Here is a 22,505-nt window from a genome sequence, read left to right on the forward strand (position 1 = left end):
TTATGATGAATTGATTAACTAAAATCAGCCACCAAAGTCATCTAATAAAATGTTTTCATCTTCAACACCAAGATCTTTCAACATTTTAATTACAGCTGCATTCATCACCGGAGGTCCACACATATAGTATTCACAATCTTCTGGTGCTTCATGATTTTTCAAGTAGTTTTCATAAAGCACATTGTGAATAAAGCCTGTATAGCCGGTCCAATTATCTTCAGGCAATGCGTCCGATAATGCAACATGCCATACAAAGTTTGGATTTTCAGCTTGTAATTGGTCAAAGTCTTCTTGATAGAAGATTTCACGTTTAGAACGTGCACCATACCAGAACGACATTTTACGTTTAGAATGAAGACGTTTTAACTGGTCAAAAATATGAGAACGCATTGGAGCCATACCCGCACCACCACCGATAAATACCATTTCAGCATCAGTTTCTTTCGCAAAGAATTCACCAAATGGACCAGAAATAGTGACTTTATCACCCGCTTTTAATGACCAAATGTATGAAGACATTTGACCTGGAGGTGCATCAGGTTGACGCGGAGGAGGCGTTGCAATACGAACGTTAAGCATAATAATGCCTTTCTCTTCTGGGTATGAAGCCATTGAGTAAGCACGGATAATATGCTCGTCAACTTTAGAGACATAACGCCATAAATCATATTTATCCCAGTCTTCGTGGTATTCTTCAGGAATATCGAAATCTTTATAGTTCACCACGTGTGGATCAGCTTCGATTTGGATATATCCACCCGCGCGGAATGGCACTTCCTCGCCTTCAGGAATAGCCAATTTAAGCTCCTTGATAAAGGTTGCTTTGTTATCGTTAGAAATAACAGTACATTCCCATTTTTTCACGCCGAAGATTTCTTCTGGAAGTTCAACTTCCATATTACCTTTCACGTTAACTTGACAAGCTAGACGATAACCTTCTTTTGCTTCACGTTTGTTAATGTGAGAAAGTTCGGTTGGAAGAATTTCTCCGCCACCATTTTTCACTTTTACCACACATTGACCACAAGAGCCGCCGCCACCACAAGCAGAAGACACGAAAATACCTTTACTCGCTAGAGCACCTAATAATTTGCCACCTGCAGGTAATGTAATCGCTTTCTCTGGATCGTTATTGATACCAATAGTAATATCACCAGAATCGACTAGTTTTGACTTGGCAAACAAGATAATCGCAACGAGTACTAAAATAATAGCGGTAAATGCTGCAACACCTAATAATAAAATTGAAGATTCGCTCATTTATGCCTCCTTATAATTGAATACCAGAGAATGACATAAAGCCAAGCGCCATCAATCCAGCAGAAATAAAGGTTATTCCTAATCCTTTCAAGCCTGCTGGTACATCAGCATATTTCATTTTTTCAGTTAAACCTGCAAGCGCAACAATTGCTAACATCCACCCCAAGCCTGCACCAATACCGTACACGGCAGATTCTGCGAAGGTATATTCACGTTGAATCGCAAAGGATACGCCACCAAAGATCGCACAGTTTACGGCAATAAGCGGAAGGAAAATCCCCAATGCGTTATACAGTGCTGGGAAGAATTTATCGAGCGTCATTTCAAGAATTTGAACGATACCCGCGATAATACCGATAAACGTAATAAAGCTTAAGAAGGATAAATCTACCCCTTCAACTAAGGCGCCATCTTTTAACACATGTTCAAATACAAATTGGTTCGCTGGCACAGAAATGCCAAGCACAACTGTTACTGCAACCCCTAAGCCGAATGCGGTTGACACTTTTTTTGATACAGCAAGGAAAGTACACATCCCTAAGAAGAAAGAAAGCGCCATATTTTCAATGAAGATCGCCTTCACAAATAGGCTAATATAATGTTCCATTGATTATTTCTCCTGTTGCTCAGGTTTCCACGTTCTTAAACCCCAAATGATGAAGCCGATAATAAAGAACGCACTTGGTGCAAGAAGGAACAAGCCGTTTGGTTGATACCAACCACCGTCTTGAATGGTTTGGAATACTGGAAAGCCAAGTAAACGACCAGAACCGATTAACTCACGTAACGTTGCAACAATTAATAAAATTGCACCGTAACCTAAACCGTTACCGATACCATCAACAAAGCTCTCAAGTGGACGAGATTTCATCGCAAAAGCTTCTGCCCGGCCCATCACGATACAGTTAGTAATAATCAAGCCTACAAATACCGAGAGCTGCTTAGATAAACCATAAGCAAAAGCTTTCAATACTTGGTCAACTAAGATTACCAAAGAAGCGATAATTGCCAGTTGTACAATGATACGAATACTATTTGGAATGTAATGACGAATCATTGAAATAAACATACTGGAAAAACCAGTTACTAAACTTACCGCAATGGCCATAACGATCGCGGTTTGTAATTGAGTTGTGACCGCTAATGCAGAACAAATACCCAAAATTTGCAGCGCAATCGGGTTATTTTTTACGATCGGATCAAGCAAAAGTGCTTTTAAATTGCTTTTTGCATCAGCCATTATCTTGCCCCCGCTTTAAATTTTGCTAAGAATGGACCAAAACCGTTTTGACTAAACCAATAATCAAAGGAACCTTGCACACCATTTGAGGTTAAAGTTGCACCTGATAAAGCATCAACACCGTATTCTTTGTTAGAAGAAGCATTTTTAGCAATACGAATAGCCACACGTTGATCATCATCAAACAGTTTTTTATCTACGAAAAGTGCTTGCCAACGCGGATTGGCAATTTCACCACCAAGACCTGCTGTTTCACCTTGATCATAGTAAGTAATGCCTTTGATGGTATTGGCATCTGGGGCAACCGCAACAAAACCGTACATTGTTGACCATAAACCGCGACCGTACATCGGCAATATGACTTGATTGACTTGACCTTGTTCATCTTTTACAAGATAAACTCGCGCTTGATTGGCACGCACTTTAATTCCGGCTTTATCTTGTTCCACCGGAATGGCTTGACTAAGTGCGGTCGATTTTACTGCTGTTTTTGGATCAAATTTTTCTACATCCTCTTTTGATGCTTGAACAAAATCACCACTTTGCAAATCCACTAAACGTGGTTCAATAAACTTGTTATAAGTGTCTTTAATGACGGAAGCATTATCTTCTTTCATTAAGCCAGCAACCGTTAAAATATTACGTTGAACGTCCAGTGCTTTTTGCTCATCTTGTTTCGATTTCAATGCCACCGCGGCACCGGAAACAATGATAGAACACACTAAACTTAGCAATACAACAACGGTAACTGTACCACCAACGCTGTCTTTATTAAACTTAGCCATTTGTTCTTGCTCTCCGACGTTTGATATTTGCTTGAACAACGATGTAGTCGAAAATCGGTGCAAATAAGTTTGCAAATAAAATCGCTAACATCATTCCCTCCGGATAAGCTGGGTTTACAGTACGAATTAATACAGCCATTACACCAATTAATGCACCGTACCACCACTTACCTGCATTGGTAAAGGATGCTGAAACAGGGTCTGTTGCCATAAATACCATACCTAATGCAAATCCACCTAAAACAAGGTGCCAATGCCAAGGCATTGAGAACATTGGGTTAGTATCAGAACCCACTAAATTGAATAGAGTTGAAGTTGCAATCATACCAATCATCACACCAGCAATGATGCGCCATGCAGCAATACGAGTGAACACAATCACTGCGCCACCGATTAAAATTGCAAGCGTAGAAACTTCACCCATTGAACCAGGTAAGTTACCAACAAAAGCATCCATCCAAGTGATTGGAGCGCCAGTGGCTGTATGTTGTAATGCTCCCTGACCACCTTGTGACCATTGTGAAAGTGCGGTTGCACCAGAGAAACCATCAGCAGCAGTCCAAACAGTATCACCTGAAATTTGAGCTGGATAGGCGAAGAACAAGAAAGCTCGGCCTGCAAGTGCAGGGTTCATGAAGTTACGACCAACGCCACCAAAAATTTCTTTTGCAACAACGATACCAAAAGTAATACCTAATGCGGCTTGCCATAATGGCAATGTTGGTGGAACGATTAACGCAAATAAAATGGTTGAAACGAACATCCCCTCATTTACTTCATGACCTCGCACCACTGAGAACAACAATTCCCAAATTGTACAAACGGTAAAAACCACTAAGTAAATTGGTAAGAAGAAGATCGCTCCCAGCGCCATTTTCGAGCCCCAAGTTGCATTGGCAGTTAAATCTAAACCTAATGAACTTGCAAGTGCATAGTGCCAATCGTTAGCAATTAGTTGATCTAAATTGCCTAATTGATTTAAGGCTGGAATCGCTTGGTTACCCACATTGTACATCCCGTAGAAAATCGCAGGGAACAACGCAAGGAAAACCGTAATCATCATACGTTTTGAGTCTAACGCATCACGAACGTGAGTATTTTTGTGCGTTACCGTACCTGGTGTATAAAGCAAGGTATAAATCGATTCAAAGATCGGATAAAGCTTGCTGTATTTACCACCTGGTAAAAACGCGGGTTCCATTTTTTCAAAAAGATTTTTTAAACCCATTTTTAACCTTCCTTCTCAATCTTATCTAATACTTGACGCAAGATTGAACCGTATTCATATTTGCCCGGGCAAACGAAAGAACATAACGCTAAGTCTTCTTCATCTAATTCAAGACAACCTAACGCTTGCGCACCATCGGTATCACCCACGATTAAATCACGTAATAATAATGTCGGTAAAATATCCAACGGCATAACACGCTCATAGCTACCAATTGGAACCATTGCACGCTCACCACCATTTTCAGCCGTAGTGAAGTTGAATAATTTCTTACCGAAGTGACCTAACACTGTACGAGTAATTGAATATTTATTTGATTGAGGTGTAATCCAGCCTAGGAATTCTTTCTCATTACCTTCAGCGATTACCGAGACTTGCAATGCATAGCGACTTAAATAGTCATGCGCACCTTTTGCAGTTTGTCCACAAAGCACTGAACCAGAAATTACGCGATTTTCACCCGCACTTAATTCATTTTGGGTTAATTGAGAGAGATTAGCACCAATTACAGTGCGAATTAAACGAGGCTCTTTCACTTGCGGACCAGCAAGAGAAATTACACGTTCAACATAAAGCTCACCTGTTGTAAATAATTTACCCACTGCAATCACATCTTGATAATTGATGTGCCATACAGTTTTATTTACACCAACAGGATCAATAAAATGAATATGAGTACCAACAAGACCAGCTGGGTGGACGCCACCAAAATCATGAATCTGTAAATTTTCAAGATCAACAGTTGGGATATTGGTATCACCTGCTTTACACAAGTGTAACGGTTTTGAAGGGAATAAACGACTTAATACTGTTAAACCATTCGTGAAATCTTGCCAAAATTCTTTTAGCACGATTGCAGGATCTGCGGCTAATGGATTGGTATCCATTGCATTCACGAAAATTGAGGCTGGTTCACTATCAATCGCAGGTACTTTGCTAAATGGACGAGTACGTAATGCAGTCCATAAACCTGATTCAACAAGGTTTTGTTTTACTTGTTCAGAAGAAAGCGTATTCAATTGTTCTGTACTATATTTTGCGAAAGTGATTTGCTCATTTCCTTCCACATTAATTACGACAGATTGTAATACACGCTTCTCACCACGATTGATTACAGTGATAGTACCACTTGCAGGGGCTGTAAAAATCACACCAGGATTTTTCTTGTCTTCAAAAAGCACTTGGCCTTTCTTTACAACATCGCCTTCGCGCACCTTCATCGAAGGACGCATCCCCACATACTCCTCACCTAGAATCGCAACTTGATTCACAACATTTCCGTTGTGGATTACTTGTGCTGGTTTTCCCGCAATTGGGAGATCCAAGCCTTTCTTAATTGTAATCATACTGTTTGCACTACTTTTCAAGGTTAAAAATACAATTGCAAATAAACAAGTTAAATGCAATCTCGTGTTTGAGCGTGACAAAACACCTTTAATAAAGGCATCAATGCCATAAAAATAAAAAACTCAAATCGGTTAACTTCACGATAAACATCCTTATCGAGAAATTGAATTTGGATAAAATTAAACGCCTTATTCTAGCGAAAATCTGCTTTTTTCGCTACTTAAACGCCTACTTTTTTGTAAAAACCTTTTGCGATATATCAAAAAAATGTTACATCTTCATAACATAAAAAATTAATGTCCAACGCCTGCGCATTTCGTTGAAGCGGGAATTTTCTCATTTAACTCTCCCCATTCCTCTGCAGTAAACAAGTGCAACGCTAACGCATGAATACCGCCATTAAGCTCATCTGCAAGCAATTGATAAACACGTTGATGACGCTGTACTTTACGCATTCCTTCAAAAACATTACTCACAATCACACATTTAAAATGAGATTCCTCGCCACGACCAGAACTATGTAAGTGGCTTTCATTTTCTACACTAAAAAAGTGCGGTTGAAATTCTAGTTGAATTTTTTGTTCGATAGTTTGTTGAACAGACATCATAAATCTCCACAAAATCACAATGAAACGCTATACATTAGCAATGAAGTTTGCAAGAATAACACAGTTTTAACTGGCTCATTGGGGAAATTATGACATTATCAAACAAAATCAAAACATTATCAGCAGTAAGTATTGCAGCCGCCACGCTGTTCCTTGCTGGCTGCCAAGCACAATCAAATACATTAACGTTCACACCACCAGCACCGAATGCCACAATGAACATTAATCAAAATGCGATTGTGTATGTAACAACGAAAGATAGCCGCACAACGCAAGATATCGCGAGCTATACCAAGCGTGGAGAACTCATTAAATTAAATTCATCACCGAGTGTTACACAATTATTCCAACAAGTGATGCAACAAAATCTTATTAGTAAAGGTTTCAGAATTGGGCAATCCAATGGATCAAATGCGTGGGTAACTGTGGATGTGCGTGAATTTGCTACGCAAGTAGAACAAGGTAATCTTCGTTATAAACTTAATACCAAAATTCAAGCAACTGTTTATGTTCAAGGCGCGAAAGGCTCATATAACAAAGCATTTAATGCTACTCGTTCACAAGAAGGCGCATTAAACGCGGATAATGACGAAATTCAAAAAGTTCTGTCTCAAACATTTAACGATATTGTGAATAACATTTATCAAGATCAAGAAGTATCCGCTGCGATTAATCAATATACAAACTAATTATAAGGGCAATTTTGCCCTTTTTTATTAAGATTAAAACTTGACGAACACCGCTTTCAAGCGTAACATTCGCCCGATTTTTTAACGAGAAGGACACACACTTTGGACAGTCATAGTCGATACCGAATATCGCTCTAGACGCCCGCCTTTTATTATCGGCGCGCGTTCGCCGGTAAATTTACCGTTGTTTCGGCATCTCTTAACGAAAACTTTGCGATTTTTCACCGCACTTTCGTTTCTTCTTTAATTTGTTCACTGTTAGCTGTTCATAATCCTATAAGGAGTATGAAATGATCAACGCGTTTGCTATCAATGATTCCCGCTTGGTTCGCATTGACGAAGACCAAACTGATCTCAATACTGCCATTTGGCTTGATTTACTTGAGCCGACAGGCGAAGAACGTGAAATGCTACAAGAAGGCTTAGGCCAGAGCTTAGCATCTTTTCTAGAATTGGAAGATATCGAAGCTTCCGCCCGTTTCTTTGAAGACGAAGATGGTTTACACCTTCACTCATTTTTTTATTGCGAAGATGAAGACAATTATGCTGATTTAGCGAGCGTCGCTTTTACTATTCGTGATGGTCGTTTATTTACGTTGCGTGATCGCGAGCTACCAGCATTCCGTTTATATCGTATGCGTTCACGTAGCCAGCGTTTGTTAGAATGTAATTCCTATGAAGTTTTACTGGATTTATTTGAAACGAAAATTGAGCAATTAGCGGACGTGATTGAAAACGTTTATGCAGATTTGGAAGAGTTGAGTCGCGTTATTTTAAACGGAAAACAAGATGAAGCCTTTGATGAAGCATTAAATACGCTCACGGAACAAGAAGATACGAGCTCAAAAGTTCGTTTGTGCTTGATGGATACCCAACGAGCATTAGGTTTCTTGGTTCGCAAAACGCGCTTACCAACAAACCAGTTAGAACAAGCACGAGAAATATTACGAGATATTGAATCTTTACAGCCTCATAATGAATCATTGTTCCAAAAAGTAAACTTTTTAATGCAAGCTGCAATGGGTTACATCAATATTGAACAGAACAAAATTATGAAATTCTTCTCAGTTGTTTCTGTGATGTTCCTTCCTGCAACATTAGTTGCATCCACTTATGGTATGAACTTTGATTTTATGCCTGAATTACATTTTAAATATGGTTATCCAATGGCAATTGGATTAATGATCGCCGCAGCATTGACACCATATATTTATTTTAGAAGAAAAGGATGGTTATGATGGAATTATCCCAAACCGCATTATTTATTGGATCAATTATTAATCTTTATGCACTTGTCTTAATCTTACGAGCTTGGTTACAGTTTGCTCGAGTGGATTATTACAACCCTGTTTCAACATTTGCAGTAAAAATGACTGATCCAGTATTAAAACCTCTGCGTAAAATTGCGCCTACTGTGAAAAATATCGATACTTCTGCTTTACTGCTAATATTTATTATCGGTATGTTGAAAGGTATTATTTATTTTGGTTTATCAGTAAATGTACTCTTAGTATTGGGTGTGTTAACTGTATTGAAAAGCATTGGTTTAGCAATTTTTTATGTGCTTTTTATTGGCGCTGTTTTAAGTTGGTTTAATCGTGGCAATAGCCCTGTGATTTATGCATTTTATCAACTTTCAGAACCACTTTTAAGACCTATCCGTCGATTCTTGCCAACATTTGGCATGATTGATTTTTCCCCTATGGTCGTCGTATTTATCTTATTATTCTTAAATAACCTAATGCTTGATATGTTAGGTGGACTTTGGATAATTGCTGGTTAAACAATTACTCAAAAATTATTTATATTAATTAGGTTAAGTATTTTTATACTTAACCTAATTTCTCTTAAAGCAACCAAATTCAAAATTTAAGGTGATAACCTTTCACGGATCCAATTGCCATTTCCTTTTCTATAATAAATCCGATCATGTAAACGACTTGGACGACCTTGCCAAAACTCAACTATTTCTGGACGAATTAAATAACCTCCCCAATGCATCGGCCGTGGTACATGAAATGGATATCTAGCGGCAATTAATGCTGCTTTGCTTAATAAAAATTTATAGCCCGAAATAACCGTACTTTGCTCACTTGCCCAAGCCCCTATCTGACTGGTATAAGGACGACTAGCAAAATACGCATCTGATTGTTCTGTAGGAATTTTTTCCGCTTTCCCTTCAATTCGAACTTGACGTTCTAACTCAGGCCAGAAAAAAGTAATTGCCACATTGGGATTATTGGCTATATTTTGTCCTTTATGACTATGATAATTCGTAAAAAAGACAAAACCCTCTGAATTAACCTCTTTCAACAAGACGACTCGACTACTAGGTCTCCCCTCTTTATCTACTGTCGAGATATTCATTGCTGTCGGTTCGCAAACCTGGCTATTAATAGCCTCATTCATCCACAATTCAAATTGCGAAATCGGATTATCTTGACAATTTTGTTGTGATAACACACGTTTTCTATATTCTTCACGAATATGATGTAAATCCATTTTCCCTCCGTCAAAATAAAAGCCTTAGTATAAAACTAAGGCTTTAAAATATTACTTACTTATTATCAACACTCACACCATAGAATGAATCATAGCCAAATGGGCTTTGTACATAGCCCTTTACGCGTGGACTAAGTGGTGCAAAACCAACAGAATGCGCCACTGGAATCCAAGGTGCTTGATTATGAACGATAACTTGTGCTTGTTTATAAAGTGCGGTGCGTTCTTCCTTATTTGTTAATCCGATTGCTTTATCTAGTAATGCATCAAATTCTGGATTTTTAAAACGAGCCATATTGGAATTACCCGCATTTGAACTTGCCAATAATGGAGATAAGAAGTTATCAGGATCACCATTATCACCAGACCAACCAAAGATACCCGCAGTTAACTCACCCGCTTTCGCACGTTTTTGGTAATCCGCCCATTCATAGGTAACTGGGTTAGTTTTTACACCAACTTTTGCCCAGTCAGCCATGATAAGTTCAGCCATACGTTTGGGATTTGGGTTAGAAGATCGTACAACAGGTTGAATCCAAAAATCTGTTGTAAAACCATTTGGGTAACCTGCTTCTGCTAAAAGTTGTTTTGCTTTTTCTGGATCGTACGGATAATCTTGAACTTCATCGTTGTAACTCCAAATTGTTGGAGGAAGTGGATTTTTAGCTGGTGTACCTGCGCCTTGGTAAACCGCTTCAATAATCGCTTTTTTATCTACTGCATAGTTCAGTGCTTGACGAACCTTGACATTATCAAACGGTGCTTTTTCGGTATTGAATGCAATATACGCCACGTTCAAACCTTTTTGTTCCAAAAGTTGTACTTTTGGATCTGTTTTCATTTTGGCTAAATCCGCTACATTCGGGAATAAAATTAAATCACAAGAGCCCGCCTGTAATTTTGCATAACGTGTTGTCGCATCTGGCACAATATTGATAACTAAACGATCCAATGGTGTTCTACCCTTCCAATAGTTTTCATTTGCTACATATTGAGCAGCTTGATCCGTTTTGTAATCAACAAAAACAAATGGCCCAGTTCCCACTGGGCGATTATCAATTGTTTCAGGCTTACCAGCTTTCAACATTGCATCCGCATATTCTGCGGAATAAATAGAAATAAAATCCATACCTAAACTTGCCAAGAAAGTCGCATCTTTTTTGTTCAAGGTAATACGAATTGTGTTGTCATCTACTTTCTCCACTGATTTTAACAATTCAGGGAATTTCATTGCTTTGAAATATGGATAGGTCCCTTTAGATACATTGTGATATGGATGATTTGGATCTAACTGACGTTGGAATGAGAATAGAACATCATCCGCATTAAAATCACGTGTTGGGGTAAATTCTTTTGTTGTATGGAATTTAACACCTTTTCTTAAATGGAATATATAAGTTAAACCATCATCGCTAATTTCCCAGCTTTCAGCTAAGGCTGGTTCAATATCTGTTGAGCCTTTTTTAAATTCAACTAAGCGGTTATACACTTGTTGTGAGCTTGCATTATAAGATGTTCCCTCCATCACAAGTGCAGGGCTAAATCCTAAAGGTGCTTTTGCTGTACAGTAAACGAAAGTGTTGTTAGATGCTGATTTAGTTTCAGCTTGTGCGGTCGGTTTATTTGCTGAACCTGATTGATCACAGGCGGCTAATACAAGCGTTACAGCCGCAAGAGTTAGTGTAGCTTTTAGCTTCATGATAGTTCCTCACTTTGTTGGCAGAGATTTATTCGATCCTTGTCATATAACCAAGATGCTAGATAAATCCTATCTAAAATAAATGTTTAATAAGATATAAGCAAATGTCGCTTTTTTTAAATAAAAAAATTCCATGGATTATAACAAATTAATCTAAGGATTCTTCCGTAAATGATCGCCATCATTTTTATGTAATTTCATAAGCGACCAAACTAAGGCGATTGCAAAAAGCGATGAGGTTAAAAACGTATAGCTAAAAGCCCGTTGTAAACCATCACTTTCGCTAAAGAAATGTCTATAGAGATTTAAAATTATCGATGAAATAGCAATACCAAATCCAATCCCAACTTGCTGCACAATACTTAATACTGTAGAACCTGTGCCAGCCTGTTGTTTTGAAAGATCCCCCACAGTCAGAGTATTGATTGAAGTAAAAATCATCGACATACAGGCACCGTACCACATAAGATTACAAATAATCCAAGTCAGAGAACTTTGTTTATCTAACCAAGCCATTGAAATCACAGAGCCAGCCATCAAAAGTGCGGATGAAATTAGCGTTGTTTTATAGCCCCAACGATTTAAAATTCGTCCGATTAATATTTTTAAAATCACAGAAATTAGCGCAATCGGTGCTAATAGCCAGCCTGACATTTCAGCACTGTAACCGAAAGATAATTGGAACATCAAAGGCAATAAAAAGGGAACACCAGATGCAGATAATCGGATAAAAATATTGGCAATAATGCCTAATCTAAATGTACGAGCTCGGAAAAGGGATAAAGGTAAAATGGCATCTTCATTGTTTTTAGCATAACTACAATACGCCACAAGTAACAGAACACCAACAACTAACACGCTATAGGTTGTAATTACACTATGCTGACTTTCGCCGAGTAAATCCAAACCAAGTGTGATGCCAACTAACCCTAATGCAAAGAGTAAAAAACCAGTCCAATCCAGTTTCTCTGACTCGCCTTTGATATTGTTCATCACGCTGCCTGATGCCAAAATTCCTAGTGCACCAATTGGAATATTAATTAAAAAAATCCAGTGCCAACTAGCGTGAATGACTAACCATCCACCTAAAATAGGCCCTAGAATTGGTCCGATCAAACCTGCAGTTGCCATTAAATTCCAAGCATTAACTAATTGTTGTTTGGGAACAGCTTGAATAATAGCTAAACGCGCCACTGGCATCATAAAGGCACCACCTATCCCCTGAATCACTCTGGCTAAGATTAAACTTTCTAAATTAGGAGCTACAGCACAAGCGATAGAACCTAAAATAAAAGTCAACACAGCTGCGCGAAAAACGGTCAATGTCCCAAATTTTGTTGCCGCCCAAGCGGTAAGAGGAATAAATAACGCAACGGCTAAAGAATAAGCAATAATCGCCATTTGCATTTCAAAGGCGGGTTTATGTAAATCGGAGGATATCGCCGGTAAGGCGGTATTAAGAATAGTGGCATCTAGGCTCTGCATAAAAAGCGCCATTGCAGCGACCCAAGCTAAACCGCGATAGGCATTGGATTCAGTCATCGTGCTCCGTGAAAATGGTGCAACCAATTTTCAATAAAATCGGCAATTTGCGGAATGCGGTTAATATCCAACAAAGTGCGGTCAATTTCAAGGGGATAATTCGTCGCAACCGCCACGACATATTCGTCAATTTCAGGCAAAGGTTTTGTCATTTCTTGACGGTGAAGCAAAATCTTTGGAATAGGCTCTTGTTTAAAGCCCTCCACCAACACTAAATCCGTTAAAGTTCGGTCAAATTGTTTTGCTAAATAATCCAATGAAACAGGTTTTGGTATTTCCGTCATGATCGCCCAGCGTTCATCATTCGCTAAAATGACTTGAGAAGAACCCGCCTCTTTCATGCGCCAACTATCTTTTCCTTCTTTATCAACTTGCATATTATGATGGCTATGTTTAATCACCGAAACGCGAATGTGACGAGCGATAAGTTCTGGGATAAGTTTTTCTAATAATGTTGTTTTACCACTACCGCTATAACCGGTAATCCCTAACAAAGGTATTGCTCTATTCATCATGTAATCCTTAAATTCTAATTACTCGAGTTTTAACCAAGTGGAATAAACTCCAATATAAAAAGCCTTATTGTATTCAATAAGGCTTTTTACTATTCACTATAACTTTTCAAATTACTTAATTTTGCTAAACCAAGCTCACAGCTTTTCAATTGAGTAGCAAGTTCCATTTGTAGAATTTGTTGTTTACTCTGGTTAAGTTTACTTTTAATTTTATTTACCTGAATATGTGTACCAGGCTGTCTCTCGGCCTGATTTATTAAACTTTCTGTTTCTTTAAACAACTGTTCACATTGCTGTGGAACCGAGTTAGGCACAGCTAAAACAGTAGGTGATATGACAGAGAAAAATGCAGTCAAAATAAGGAATGTTTTTTTCATTTTTAGATCCTTTCTTCTCTTTATCCTAGAAAATTTCAAAACTGAAGATAGTAAGAAAATAACAAAATACAATCAATATGTCCAGACTTAAACGGATTTTACTATGCTAATTAATAATAGAATCTAAACTAGAGCTATATTTTTTTGAAAAAGTCACAAATTTGATATAGATCAATTTTACAAACTTTAACAAATAATAGGTATTTCATAACTTACATCAAAAATATGAACCAGATAACGTTTTTTAGTATTTTTTATCCTTACGTTTAGTAGTAAAATAGCCACCAATTTGGGTTATCTTTGTAGTAATTTTCTATTTTTCATCGTTGTGTAGTGATTATGTAGATAAACCAATTTAGGCTTAACTAATTAAGTTGAGTGATTAGGGGTTATTTAAGGCTCTGCCTTTTTAATCATTGTTGGAACTAATGTTGTTTATACAGAGGAGTTGAGAATGTTGGACGTCGTTGACCTTTCTCGCTTGCAGTTTGCTTTAACTGCGTTGTATCACTTCATTTTCGTGCCGCTGACATTAGGTTTGTCATTCGTCCTTGTGATTATGGAAACCATCTATGTGGCGACAGGCAAAGAAGTTTATAAAGATATGACAAGATTCTGGGGGAAGTTATTTGGTATTAACTTTGCCCTTGGGGTGACCACAGGTATCATTATGGAATTCCAATTCGGTACTAACTGGTCTTATTATTCTCATTATGTAGGTGATATTTTTGGTGCGCCATTAGCGATTGAAGCGTTACTAGCCTTTTTCTTAGAATCAACTTTTGTGGGGTTATTCTTCTTTGGTTGGGATCGTTTAACTAAAGGTAAACACTTACTTGCTACATATTGCGTAGCTTTCGGTTCGAACTTATCTGCAATGTGGATTTTAGTTGCTAATGGTTGGATGCAGTCTCCAGCTGGCTCAGAATTTAATTTTGAGACAGTACGTATGGAAATGACGAGCTTTTTAGATCTTTGGTTAAATCCTGTTGCTCAAAGTAAATTCTTGCACACGTTAACAGCAGGTTATTCGACTGGTGCAATGTTTGTATTAGGTATTAGTGCATTCTATTTATTAAAAGGTCGTGATATTGGTTTTGCCAAACGTTCATTCTCTGTTGCTGCAACCTTTGGTTTTATCGCGGCATCGGCTGTGTTAATTATGGGGGATGAATCAGGTTACGACATTGGTAAAGCACAACCAGTGAAATTGGCTGCAATGGAAGCTGAGTTTGAAACTCATCCTGCGCCAGCGCCATTTCATCCAGTTGCAATTCCAAATACTGCAGAAATGAAAAATGATTTTGCGATTGAGATCCCATATTTGGGTGGTTTAATTGCAACGCGTTCTTTAGATACTGAAATTGTTGGTTTGAAAGATATTCAAGCGAAAAATGAAGGTCGTGTTCGTAACGGTATGGTCGCTTACGATTTATTCACGCAATTAAAAGCAGAGAAAAAATCAGCAGGCCACGTAAATCCAGAAACTAAAGCAAAATTTGATGAAGTAAAAGGTGATTTAGGTTTTGGTTTATTATTAAAACGTTACACAGATAAAGTTGTAGATGCAACAGATGAACAAATTAAACAAGCTGCTCGCGATACTATTCCAAACGTAGGTCCTAACTTCTGGGCATTCCGTGGGATGTTAGCAGCCGGTGGTTTAATTATTTTACTGACCTTCGGCGCATTTGTTCAAAATTTACGTAACAAAGTCACTTCTTCTCGCTTATTGCTTAAAGCATTGCTTTGGTGTATCCCATTGCCAATCTTAGCAATTGAATTTGGTTGGTTCTTAGCTGAGTCTGGTCGTCAACCTTGGGCAATCTATGAAGTTTTACCTGTTGGGGTATCAGCGTCTCAGTTAAGTACTGGCGATTTATGGTTCTCTATTGGTTTAATTTGTGCGCTTTATCTTGCGTTCATTATTGTTGAGATGTATTTGATGTTTAAATATGCGCGTTTGGGTCCAAGTGCGTTAAAAACCGGCAAATACTACTTTGAACAATCATCTAAATAAGCAGGAGATGAATTATGATTGATTATGAATTTCTACGTTTTATTTGGTGGGTGTTAGTTATTGTATTGTTGATCGGTTTTTCTGTTACCGACGGATTTGATATGGGCGTGACCGCACTTTTACCTGTAACAGGCAAAAAAGAAGTGGAGCGCCGTATTATGATCAACTCTATTGCCCCCCATTGGGATGGTAACCAAGTTTGGTTATTAACTGCAGGCGGCGCAGTATTTGCGGCATGGCCAATTGTATATGCCGTTTCATTCTCAGGTTTCTACATCGCTTTAGTATTGGTTTTAGCTGCATTATTCTTGCGCCCATTGGGTTTTGAATATCGTGCAAAGATTGATAACCCGACTTGGCGTTCTGTTTGGGATTGGGGACTATTCGCAGGTGGTTTTGTACCATCATTAGTATTTGGGGTGGCTTTTGGTAATTTATTACAAGGCGTTCCATTCCATTTCAACGAATTGACTCAAGTAACTTATACTGGTTCATTCTTTGAATTATTAAATCCATTTGCATTATTGTGTGGTGTTATTAGCTTATCAATGCTTGTGACTCACGGTGCGAACTGGTTACAAATGAAAACAACCGAAGAATTGCGTGATCGCGCTCGTTCAGTGAGCCAAATCGGTGCTATTGTGACTTTAATTGCATTCGTATTAGCTGGAGCATGGTTATACTTTAAAGAGGGTTATGTAGTAACGAGTGTTGTGGATCACTACGCGCCATCTTCTCCAATGAATAAAGAAGTTGCTGTTGAAACTGGTGCGTGGTTTAGAAATTTCAATGAAATGCCAATTCTTTGGATTTTCCCTGCATTAGCAGTAGTTGCTGCATTATTAAATGCGGCATTTTCTAAAGCTAATCGTTGTGGTTTCGCATTCTTTTTCTCTGCATTAACAATGGCTGGTGTAATTATTACTGCTGCAGTATCTATGTTCCCATTTGTGATGCCTTCAAGCTCAAATCCTGAACAAAGTTTGTTAATGTGGGATGCGACATCGAGTGAATTAACATTAACATTGATGTTCTTCTTAGCACTTATTTTTGTCACCATATCGTTGTGTTACACAATTTGGTCCTATACAAAAATGTTCGGTCGTTTAGACGCAAACTTCATTGACGAAAATAAACACTCATTATACTAAGGAGATTAATATGTTATATATAATTTGGGTAGTGGGTGTGTTATTAGCTATATTTGCTAGTGCAAAATTAACTATTGGCAAAGAAAAAGCAGGAAAATTTGACGAGTAATATGATTCATTCACTCTATCAATTAATTAATAAGGGTTCGTTTCGAACCCTTTCATTTATTTTAGCGCTAGGATTAACAGCCGTATTTTTCTTTAATGTTGATAATTTTTCAACATTGTTACGAAATGATTCTCCTTGGTGGATTTTGATGATCTTTTGGGGATTGATTACGGTTTGGATTCATGGAATCGGATTTGAAATTAAAAGCGTAATTTGGAAATTAATTTTCTTACCTTATATTGCTTATATCATTATATTGATTAGTTCTGTAGAGCATTTTTATTTACGAGGATGATTTTTTTCTTCGGCATATTGCTTATCTAAAAAACAGGTTCTAAAATATCCGACCTATTGCGGTGGGCAAAGCTTAATAATGTCAGAAAAAACCTTCTATCTTCCCGTTCGAGTGTATTATGAAGATACTGATGCTGGTGGCGTTGTGTATCATGCTCGTTATTTGCATTTTTTTGAGCGAGCTAGAACAGAATATTTGCGAGCGTTAAATTTTACGCAGCAAACTTTATTACAAGAACAACAACTCGCGTTTGTTGTCAAATCGCTCGCTATTGATTATTGCGTTGCGGCAAAACTGGATGATTTACTCACGGTAGAAACAGATGTCATAGAGATAAAAGGTGCAACAATCCTTTTTGAGCAAAGACTTATACGTGATACGGTGATGTTATCAAAGGCTACAGTCAAGGTAGCCAGTGTTCATCTTGGCAATATGAAACCTGTGGCTCTTCCTAAAGAAGTAAAAGCTGCGTTTTACAACCTAAAATAAACTTTTCGGAGTGTGCAATGACTGCAGAATTGAATTTTTTAGATCTTTTTCTAAAAGCAAGTATTGTTGTTCAACTTGTAATTGTGATTTTGATTTCATTCTCAATTATTTCTTGGGCAATTATTATTCAACGTAGCCGAGTTTTAACGGCAGCTTTAAAAGAAGCGAATACTTTTGAAGACCGTTTTTGGTCTGGTGAGGATTTGAATAAGCTATATGAAGGATTATCAAATCGTCGTGATATTTTAACGGGTAGTGAACAGATTTTCTTTGTTGGTTTCAAAGAGTTTTCTCGCTTGAAACAAGTGAATCCTGATGCGCCTGAGGCGATTATTAAAGGAACTACGCGAGCAATGAATCTTACAATGAATCGTGAAGTTGAAAGCCTTGAAAGTCGCGTACCATTTTTGGCTACAGTAGCTTCTGTTAGCCCTTATATTGGTTTATTCGGAACTGTTTGGGGTATCATGCACGCTTTTATGGCATTAAGTGGTGCTAAACAAGCAACTTTACAAATGGTTGCTCCTGGTATCGCTGAGGCTTTGATTGCTACTGCAATCGGTTTGTTTGCTGCGATTCCGGCTGTAATGGCTTATAACCGTTTAAGTTTACGCGTGAATGCTATCGAACAGAATTATGGTAACTTTATTGATGAATTTACGACGATTTTACATCGCCAAGCTTTCGGCAAAGCACCACACTAAAATATAGAAAAAATACACCGCACTCTTTCGTTAAGTGCGGTGAAAAATAAGAGAGATTTGAATTATGGCTCGTCGTCAGCGTAAAGATATTAAATCTGAAATTAATATTGTCCCGTTTTTGGATGTATTGTTAGTGCTTGTGTTGATCTTTATGGCAACAGCACCAATTATTAGCCAAAGCGTACAAGTGGAATTGCCGGATTCAGTGCAAAGTCAAAATGTATCTAATGAAGATAAAGTGCCGGTAATTCTTGAGGTTTCAGGGATTGGACAATATGCGATTTCTATTGGCGGAGAACGTCAAGAAGGGTTAACGGAAGAAATGGTGACACAGTTATCTCGACAAGAATTTGATAAAGATAATAACACACTATTTTTAGTGGGTGGAGCTAAGGAAGTTCCCTATGAAGAAGTGATTAAAGCACTTAATCTGCTCCACCTTGCTGGAATTAAATCTGTTGGTTTAATGACAAACCCAATTTAACTAAGTAGGTAACCGTGCAAAATAATCGACAAAAAAAAGGCGCAAATGCATTTGTTATTTCTATAGTGATGCACCTTGTTTTGTTTGGATTGTTGATTGTCAGCTCTTTCTACCATACAGTTGAAATTATGGGTGGTGGCGAAGGTGATGGTGATGCTATGGGCGCAGTAATGGTCGATACTGGCTCTGCAGCGCAAGAATGGGGTAGAATTCAACAACAGAAAAAAGGGCAAGCGGATAAACAGAAACGTCCAGAACCCGTTGTTGAAGAAAAACCGCCACAACCTAATCAAGAAGAGATTAAGCGTCAACAGGAAGTTCAACGACAAGAAGAGTTAAAACGTCAGCAAGAAATAAAAAAACAACAAGAGCAAGCTCGTCAAGAAGCGTTGGAAAAACAGAAACAAGCTGAAGAGGCAAAAGCAAAACAAGCTGCTGAAGCTGCAAAATTAAAAGCAGATGCAGAAGCTAAACGTTTAGCTGCAGCAGCAAAACAAGCTGAAGAAGAGGCGAAAGCTAAAGCAGCAGAACTTGCAGCACAAAAAGCAAAACAAGAGGCTGAAGCCAAGGCAAAAGCTGAAGCCGCAGCTAAAGCAAAAGCTGAGGCTAAAGCGAAAGCTGAAGCAGATGCAAAAGCTAAAGCCGCTGCCGATGCTAAAGCAAAAGCTGAAGCCGATGCAAAAGCTAAAGCCGCAGCTGATGCTAAAGCAAAAGCTGATGCAGAGGCGAAAGCTAAGGCTGCTGCCGATGCTAAAGCTAAAGCGGATGCAGCAAAACGAAAAGCGGACCAAGCCAGTTTAGATGATTTCTTAAATGGCGGAGATATTGGTGGCGGTAGTGCATCTAAAGGCGGAAATGCTAACAAAGGTGGAACTCAAGGTAGCGGTGCTGCGCTTGGTTCTGGCGATGGTGGCAAAGTAGGAGATCAATACGCTGGAGTAATTAAGAAAGAGATTCAACGTCGTTTCTTAAAAGATCCAAGTTTTGCAGGAAAAGTTTGTCGTATTAAAATTCAATTGAGTCGAGATGGAACAATCTTGGGATATCAAAAAATTTCAGGTCCTGATGATATTTGTACAGCAGCATTAAGTGCGGTGGCTAGAACAAAAAAAGTTCCAGCAGCCCCATCTGATGCTATCTATGAGAAATATAAATCGCCAATTATTGATTTTGATATTCGATAATTCTTTAGAAAAATTTATTGTTAAATTTTAAAGGTAACAAAATGAAATTATTAAAACGTTTAGTGAGCGTATTAGCGATTGTACTTGCTGTTGCAAACAATGCATTCGCTGATGATGAAGTTCGCATTGTAATTGATGAAGGGGTTGATGGTGCACGTCCTATAGCTGTTGTGCCGTTTGCTGGATCTGCACCAGAAGATATTAGCAAAATTGTTGCTGATGATTTACGTAACAGCGGTAAATTTAATCCTATTGCAGTATCTCAGATGCCTCAACGTCCAACTTCAGCAGCAGAGGTAAATCCTGAAGCTTGGTCTAATATTGGAATTGACGCAATTGTGGTCGGACAAGTTGTTCCATCTGGTAATGGTTATAGTATTACTTATCAATTAATTGACACCGTTGGTGCATCAGGTACGCCTGGAGCGGTATTAATGCAAAATAGCTATACAGTGACAAATAAATGGTTACGCTATGGTGCTCATACTGTTAGTGATGAAGTTTTTGAAAAATTAACTGCGATCCGTGGTGCATTTAGAACTCGTATCGCTTATGTTGTGCAAAAAAATGGTGGTTCACAGCCCTATGAAGTTCGTGTTGCAGACTACGATGGCTATAATCAATTTATCGTAAATCGTAGCTCTCAACCAATTATGTCACCAGCTTGGTCTCCAGATGGTCAACGTTTAGCTTATGTGTCTTTTGAAAATAAAAAATCACAACTTGTTGTACAAGATTTAAATTCTGGTGCTCGTAAAGTGGTAGCATCTTTCCCTGGTCATAATGGTGCACCAGCATTTTCACCGGACGGTTCACGTTTAGCGTTTGCCTCTTCGCAAGATGGACTATTAAATATTTATGTGATGAATTCTCATGGTGGTACACCAACTCAATTAACTCGTGGGGCAGGTAATAATACTGAACCATCTTGGTCACCAGATGGTAGTTCAATTCTTTTTACCTCTGATAGAGGGGGCTCACCACAAGTTTATCGCATGAGTGCGAATGGTGGTAGTGCAACGCCTGTTGGTGGTCGTGGTAGTGCACAAATTAGTGCTGATGGTAAAACCCTTGTAATGATTAATGGTAACAATAATGTAGTTAAACAAGATCTTACAACTGGAGCTTCTGAAGTACTCAGCACATCATTCTTAGGTGAAAGTCCAAGTCTTTCACCAAATGGAATTATGATTATTTATAGCTCTACACAAGGCCTAGGAAAGGTGTTACAATTGGTTTCTGCAGATGGTCGCTTTAAGGCGAGCCTTCCAGGAAGTAATGGCCAAGTAAAATTTCCAGCTTGGTCGCCATACTTAACTAAATAAAAAAACTCATTGAGGAGAAATCTAATGAACAAATTTGTTAAATCATTATTAGTTGCAGGTTCTGTAGCTGCATTAGCAGCTTGTAGCTCATCTAACAACGATGCTGCAGGCAATGGTGCTGGTCAAACTTTCGGTGGATACTCTGTTGCTGATCTTCAACAACGTTACAACACCGTATATTTCGGTTTTGACAAATACAACATCGAAGGTGAATACGTTCAAATCTTAGATGCACACGCAGCATACTTAACAGCAACACCATCAGCTAAAGTATTAGTTGAAGGTAACACCGACGAACGTGGTACTCCTGAGTACAATATTGCGTTAGGTCAACGTCGTGCTGATGCTGTTAAGGGTTACTTAGCAGGTAAAGGCGTAGAAGCAGGTAAATTAAGCACTGTATCTTACGGTGAAGAAAAACCAGCAGTTCAAGGTCACGATGAAGCTGCATACTCTAAAAACCGTCGTGCAGTGTTAGCATACTAATTTTTAGTATTCTTAATACTAACAAGGAACAGGGCCTATCAAATGATAGGCCCTGTTTTATTTTCTGATTATAATTTACTCACTCATAGAAAAAAGATAAATTTATTCTTGCATATAAAAATAAACTGGATATGATAGACGCTCTTTATTTTTATGGGTCGTTAGCTCAGTCGGTAGAGCAGCGGACTTTTAATCCGTTGGTCGAAGGTTCGAATCCTTCACGACCCACCAAATAACCACTCATATTACATCTCTAAAATCTAAATCTATACTTCTTCCATACGTCAAATTATTAGTGTCTATTTATCTTCTATAACTAAGAGTCTTATCATTAAATCCTTTCTAAAAAAAGATTATGAATTGATTATGTTTAACGGCTTCTATTTAAAATTATTTATATTATTGTTCAAACATTCTCTCTTGCTCTACTCACCCCTCTTTTTTACTGTCCACAATAATCAACAAT

General features: G+C 38.2%; 24 protein-coding genes and 1 tRNA gene. 13 read left to right on the top strand and 12 right to left on the bottom strand.

The window, feature by feature from the left end; genetic code table 11:
* Nucleotides 1–24: 24 nt before the first annotated feature.
* From nqrF to LIX50_RS04715, 7 genes are all read right to left on the bottom strand, one after another.
* A complete protein-coding gene (gene nqrF / locus LIX50_RS04685) occupies nucleotides 25–1,260 on the bottom strand; it encodes an NADH:ubiquinone reductase (Na(+)-transporting) subunit F (protein WP_005636875.1) in 1,236 nt (411 codons plus the stop codon).
* A 10-nt stretch (nucleotides 1,261–1,270) separates the two neighbouring features.
* Nucleotides 1,271–1,867: an NADH:ubiquinone reductase (Na(+)-transporting) subunit E gene (gene nqrE, locus LIX50_RS04690; protein WP_005633378.1), complete on the bottom strand. Its 597-nt coding sequence runs from the start codon at nucleotides 1,865–1,867 to the stop codon at nucleotides 1,271–1,273.
* 3 nt (nucleotides 1,868–1,870) lie between these two features.
* Entirely contained in the window at nucleotides 1,871–2,500 is a 630-nt protein-coding gene (locus LIX50_RS04695; protein ID WP_005633380.1) for an NADH:ubiquinone reductase (Na(+)-transporting) subunit D, read from the bottom strand.
* Nucleotides 2,500–3,285 (bottom strand): Na(+)-translocating NADH-quinone reductase subunit C, encoded by a 786-nt coding sequence (locus tag LIX50_RS04700; protein WP_005633382.1) that lies wholly within the window; start codon nucleotides 3,283–3,285, stop codon nucleotides 2,500–2,502. Before LIX50_RS04700 ends, LIX50_RS04695 begins: the two co-directional genes overlap by 1 nt.
* Nucleotides 3,278–4,513, bottom strand: coding sequence for an NADH:ubiquinone reductase (Na(+)-transporting) subunit B (locus tag LIX50_RS04705; RefSeq protein ID WP_005636872.1), 1,236 nt, complete (start codon nucleotides 4,511–4,513; stop codon nucleotides 3,278–3,280). Before LIX50_RS04705 ends, LIX50_RS04700 begins: the two co-directional genes overlap by 8 nt.
* 2 nt (nucleotides 4,514–4,515) lie before the next feature.
* The gene (locus LIX50_RS04710; RefSeq protein ID WP_005636870.1) at nucleotides 4,516–5,859 is read right to left on the bottom strand and encodes a Na(+)-translocating NADH-quinone reductase subunit A; all 1,344 of its coding nucleotides are present in this window, start codon (nucleotides 5,857–5,859) and stop codon (nucleotides 4,516–4,518) included.
* 294 nt (nucleotides 5,860–6,153) lie between these two features.
* A complete protein-coding gene (locus LIX50_RS04715; protein ID WP_048953933.1) occupies nucleotides 6,154–6,465 on the bottom strand; it encodes a BolA family protein in 312 nt (103 codons plus the stop codon).
* Nucleotides 6,466–6,557: 92 nt separating this feature from the next.
* Between LIX50_RS04715 and LIX50_RS04720 the strand changes: the two genes are divergently transcribed.
* From LIX50_RS04720 to LIX50_RS04730, 3 genes are all read left to right on the top strand, one after another.
* A complete protein-coding gene (locus LIX50_RS04720) occupies nucleotides 6,558–7,157 on the top strand; it encodes a YajG family lipoprotein (RefSeq protein WP_048953934.1) in 600 nt (199 codons plus the stop codon).
* A 290-nt stretch (nucleotides 7,158–7,447) separates the two neighbouring features.
* On the top strand, nucleotides 7,448–8,395 hold the full coding sequence (gene corA / locus LIX50_RS04725; protein ID WP_005629627.1) for a magnesium/cobalt transporter CorA: 948 nt from the start codon (nucleotides 7,448–7,450) through the stop codon (nucleotides 8,393–8,395).
* Entirely contained in the window at nucleotides 8,395–8,940 is a 546-nt protein-coding gene (locus LIX50_RS04730) for a YggT family protein (RefSeq protein ID WP_048953935.1), read from the top strand. Before corA ends, LIX50_RS04730 begins: the two co-directional genes overlap by 1 nt.
* 86 nt (nucleotides 8,941–9,026) lie before the next feature.
* Here LIX50_RS04730 and pdxH read toward each other — a convergent pair whose 3' ends face one another.
* From pdxH to LIX50_RS04755, 5 genes are all read right to left on the bottom strand, one after another.
* A complete protein-coding gene (pdxH, locus tag LIX50_RS04735) occupies nucleotides 9,027–9,659 on the bottom strand; it encodes a pyridoxamine 5'-phosphate oxidase (protein WP_048953936.1) in 633 nt (210 codons plus the stop codon).
* A 55-nt stretch (nucleotides 9,660–9,714) separates the two neighbouring features.
* Nucleotides 9,715–11,358, bottom strand: a complete 1,644-nt coding sequence (locus tag LIX50_RS04740) for an ABC transporter substrate-binding protein (RefSeq protein ID WP_048953937.1) — start codon at nucleotides 11,356–11,358, stop codon at nucleotides 9,715–9,717.
* A 153-nt stretch (nucleotides 11,359–11,511) separates the two neighbouring features.
* Nucleotides 11,512–12,900, bottom strand: a complete 1,389-nt coding sequence (locus tag LIX50_RS04745) for an MDR family MFS transporter (protein WP_048953938.1) — start codon at nucleotides 12,898–12,900, stop codon at nucleotides 11,512–11,514.
* Complete coding sequence (gene mobB, locus LIX50_RS04750) at nucleotides 12,897–13,412, bottom strand: molybdopterin-guanine dinucleotide biosynthesis protein MobB (RefSeq protein ID WP_048953939.1); 516 nt, start codon at nucleotides 13,410–13,412, stop codon at nucleotides 12,897–12,899. Before mobB ends, LIX50_RS04745 begins: the two co-directional genes overlap by 4 nt.
* Nucleotides 13,413–13,504: 92 nt before the next feature.
* Nucleotides 13,505–13,792: a DUF5339 domain-containing protein gene (locus LIX50_RS04755; protein ID WP_048953940.1), complete on the bottom strand. Its 288-nt coding sequence runs from the start codon at nucleotides 13,790–13,792 to the stop codon at nucleotides 13,505–13,507.
* A gap of 454 nt (nucleotides 13,793–14,246) precedes the next feature.
* Between LIX50_RS04755 and LIX50_RS04760 the strand changes: the two genes are divergently transcribed.
* The 10 genes from LIX50_RS04760 (at nucleotide 14,247) to LIX50_RS04805 (ending at nucleotide 22,270) form a co-directional block, all read left to right on the top strand.
* Nucleotides 14,247–15,812, top strand: a complete 1,566-nt coding sequence (locus LIX50_RS04760) for a cytochrome ubiquinol oxidase subunit I (protein WP_009766713.1) — start codon at nucleotides 14,247–14,249, stop codon at nucleotides 15,810–15,812.
* Nucleotides 15,813–15,826: 14 nt separating this feature from the next.
* Nucleotides 15,827–16,963: a cytochrome d ubiquinol oxidase subunit II gene (gene cydB, locus LIX50_RS04765; protein WP_048953941.1), complete on the top strand. Its 1,137-nt coding sequence runs from the start codon at nucleotides 15,827–15,829 to the stop codon at nucleotides 16,961–16,963.
* Between the two features lie 110 nt (nucleotides 16,964–17,073).
* A complete protein-coding gene (gene ybgE, locus LIX50_RS04770) occupies nucleotides 17,074–17,367 on the top strand; it encodes a cyd operon protein YbgE (RefSeq protein ID WP_048953942.1) in 294 nt (97 codons plus the stop codon).
* Nucleotides 17,368–17,445: 78 nt separating this feature from the next.
* A complete protein-coding gene (gene ybgC / locus LIX50_RS04775; protein WP_048953943.1) occupies nucleotides 17,446–17,856 on the top strand; it encodes a tol-pal system-associated acyl-CoA thioesterase in 411 nt (136 codons plus the stop codon).
* Nucleotides 17,857–17,873: 17 nt separating this feature from the next.
* On the top strand, nucleotides 17,874–18,560 hold the full coding sequence (gene tolQ / locus LIX50_RS04780) for a protein TolQ (protein ID WP_005626973.1): 687 nt from the start codon (nucleotides 17,874–17,876) through the stop codon (nucleotides 18,558–18,560).
* 64 nt (nucleotides 18,561–18,624) lie between these two features.
* On the top strand, nucleotides 18,625–19,044 hold the full coding sequence (tolR, locus tag LIX50_RS04785; protein ID WP_005634116.1) for a colicin uptake protein TolR: 420 nt from the start codon (nucleotides 18,625–18,627) through the stop codon (nucleotides 19,042–19,044).
* Nucleotides 19,045–19,058: 14 nt separating this feature from the next.
* A complete protein-coding gene (gene tolA / locus LIX50_RS04790) occupies nucleotides 19,059–20,228 on the top strand; it encodes a cell envelope integrity protein TolA (RefSeq protein WP_226385903.1) in 1,170 nt (389 codons plus the stop codon).
* 41 nt (nucleotides 20,229–20,269) lie between these two features.
* Entirely contained in the window at nucleotides 20,270–21,553 is a 1,284-nt protein-coding gene (gene tolB, locus LIX50_RS04795; RefSeq protein ID WP_048953945.1) for a Tol-Pal system beta propeller repeat protein TolB, read from the top strand.
* 24 nt (nucleotides 21,554–21,577) lie between these two features.
* Nucleotides 21,578–22,039: a peptidoglycan-associated lipoprotein Pal gene (gene pal / locus LIX50_RS04800; protein ID WP_048953946.1), complete on the top strand. Its 462-nt coding sequence runs from the start codon at nucleotides 21,578–21,580 to the stop codon at nucleotides 22,037–22,039.
* Between the two features lie 155 nt (nucleotides 22,040–22,194).
* Nucleotides 22,195–22,270 (top strand) — tRNA-Lys (locus LIX50_RS04805).
* The last annotated feature ends 235 nt before the right edge of the window (nucleotides 22,271–22,505 follow it).

The organism is Haemophilus sp. Marseille-P9675 (assembly GCF_916862695.1).
GTDB lineage: Bacteria > Pseudomonadota > Gammaproteobacteria > Enterobacterales > Pasteurellaceae > Haemophilus > Haemophilus haemolyticus_K.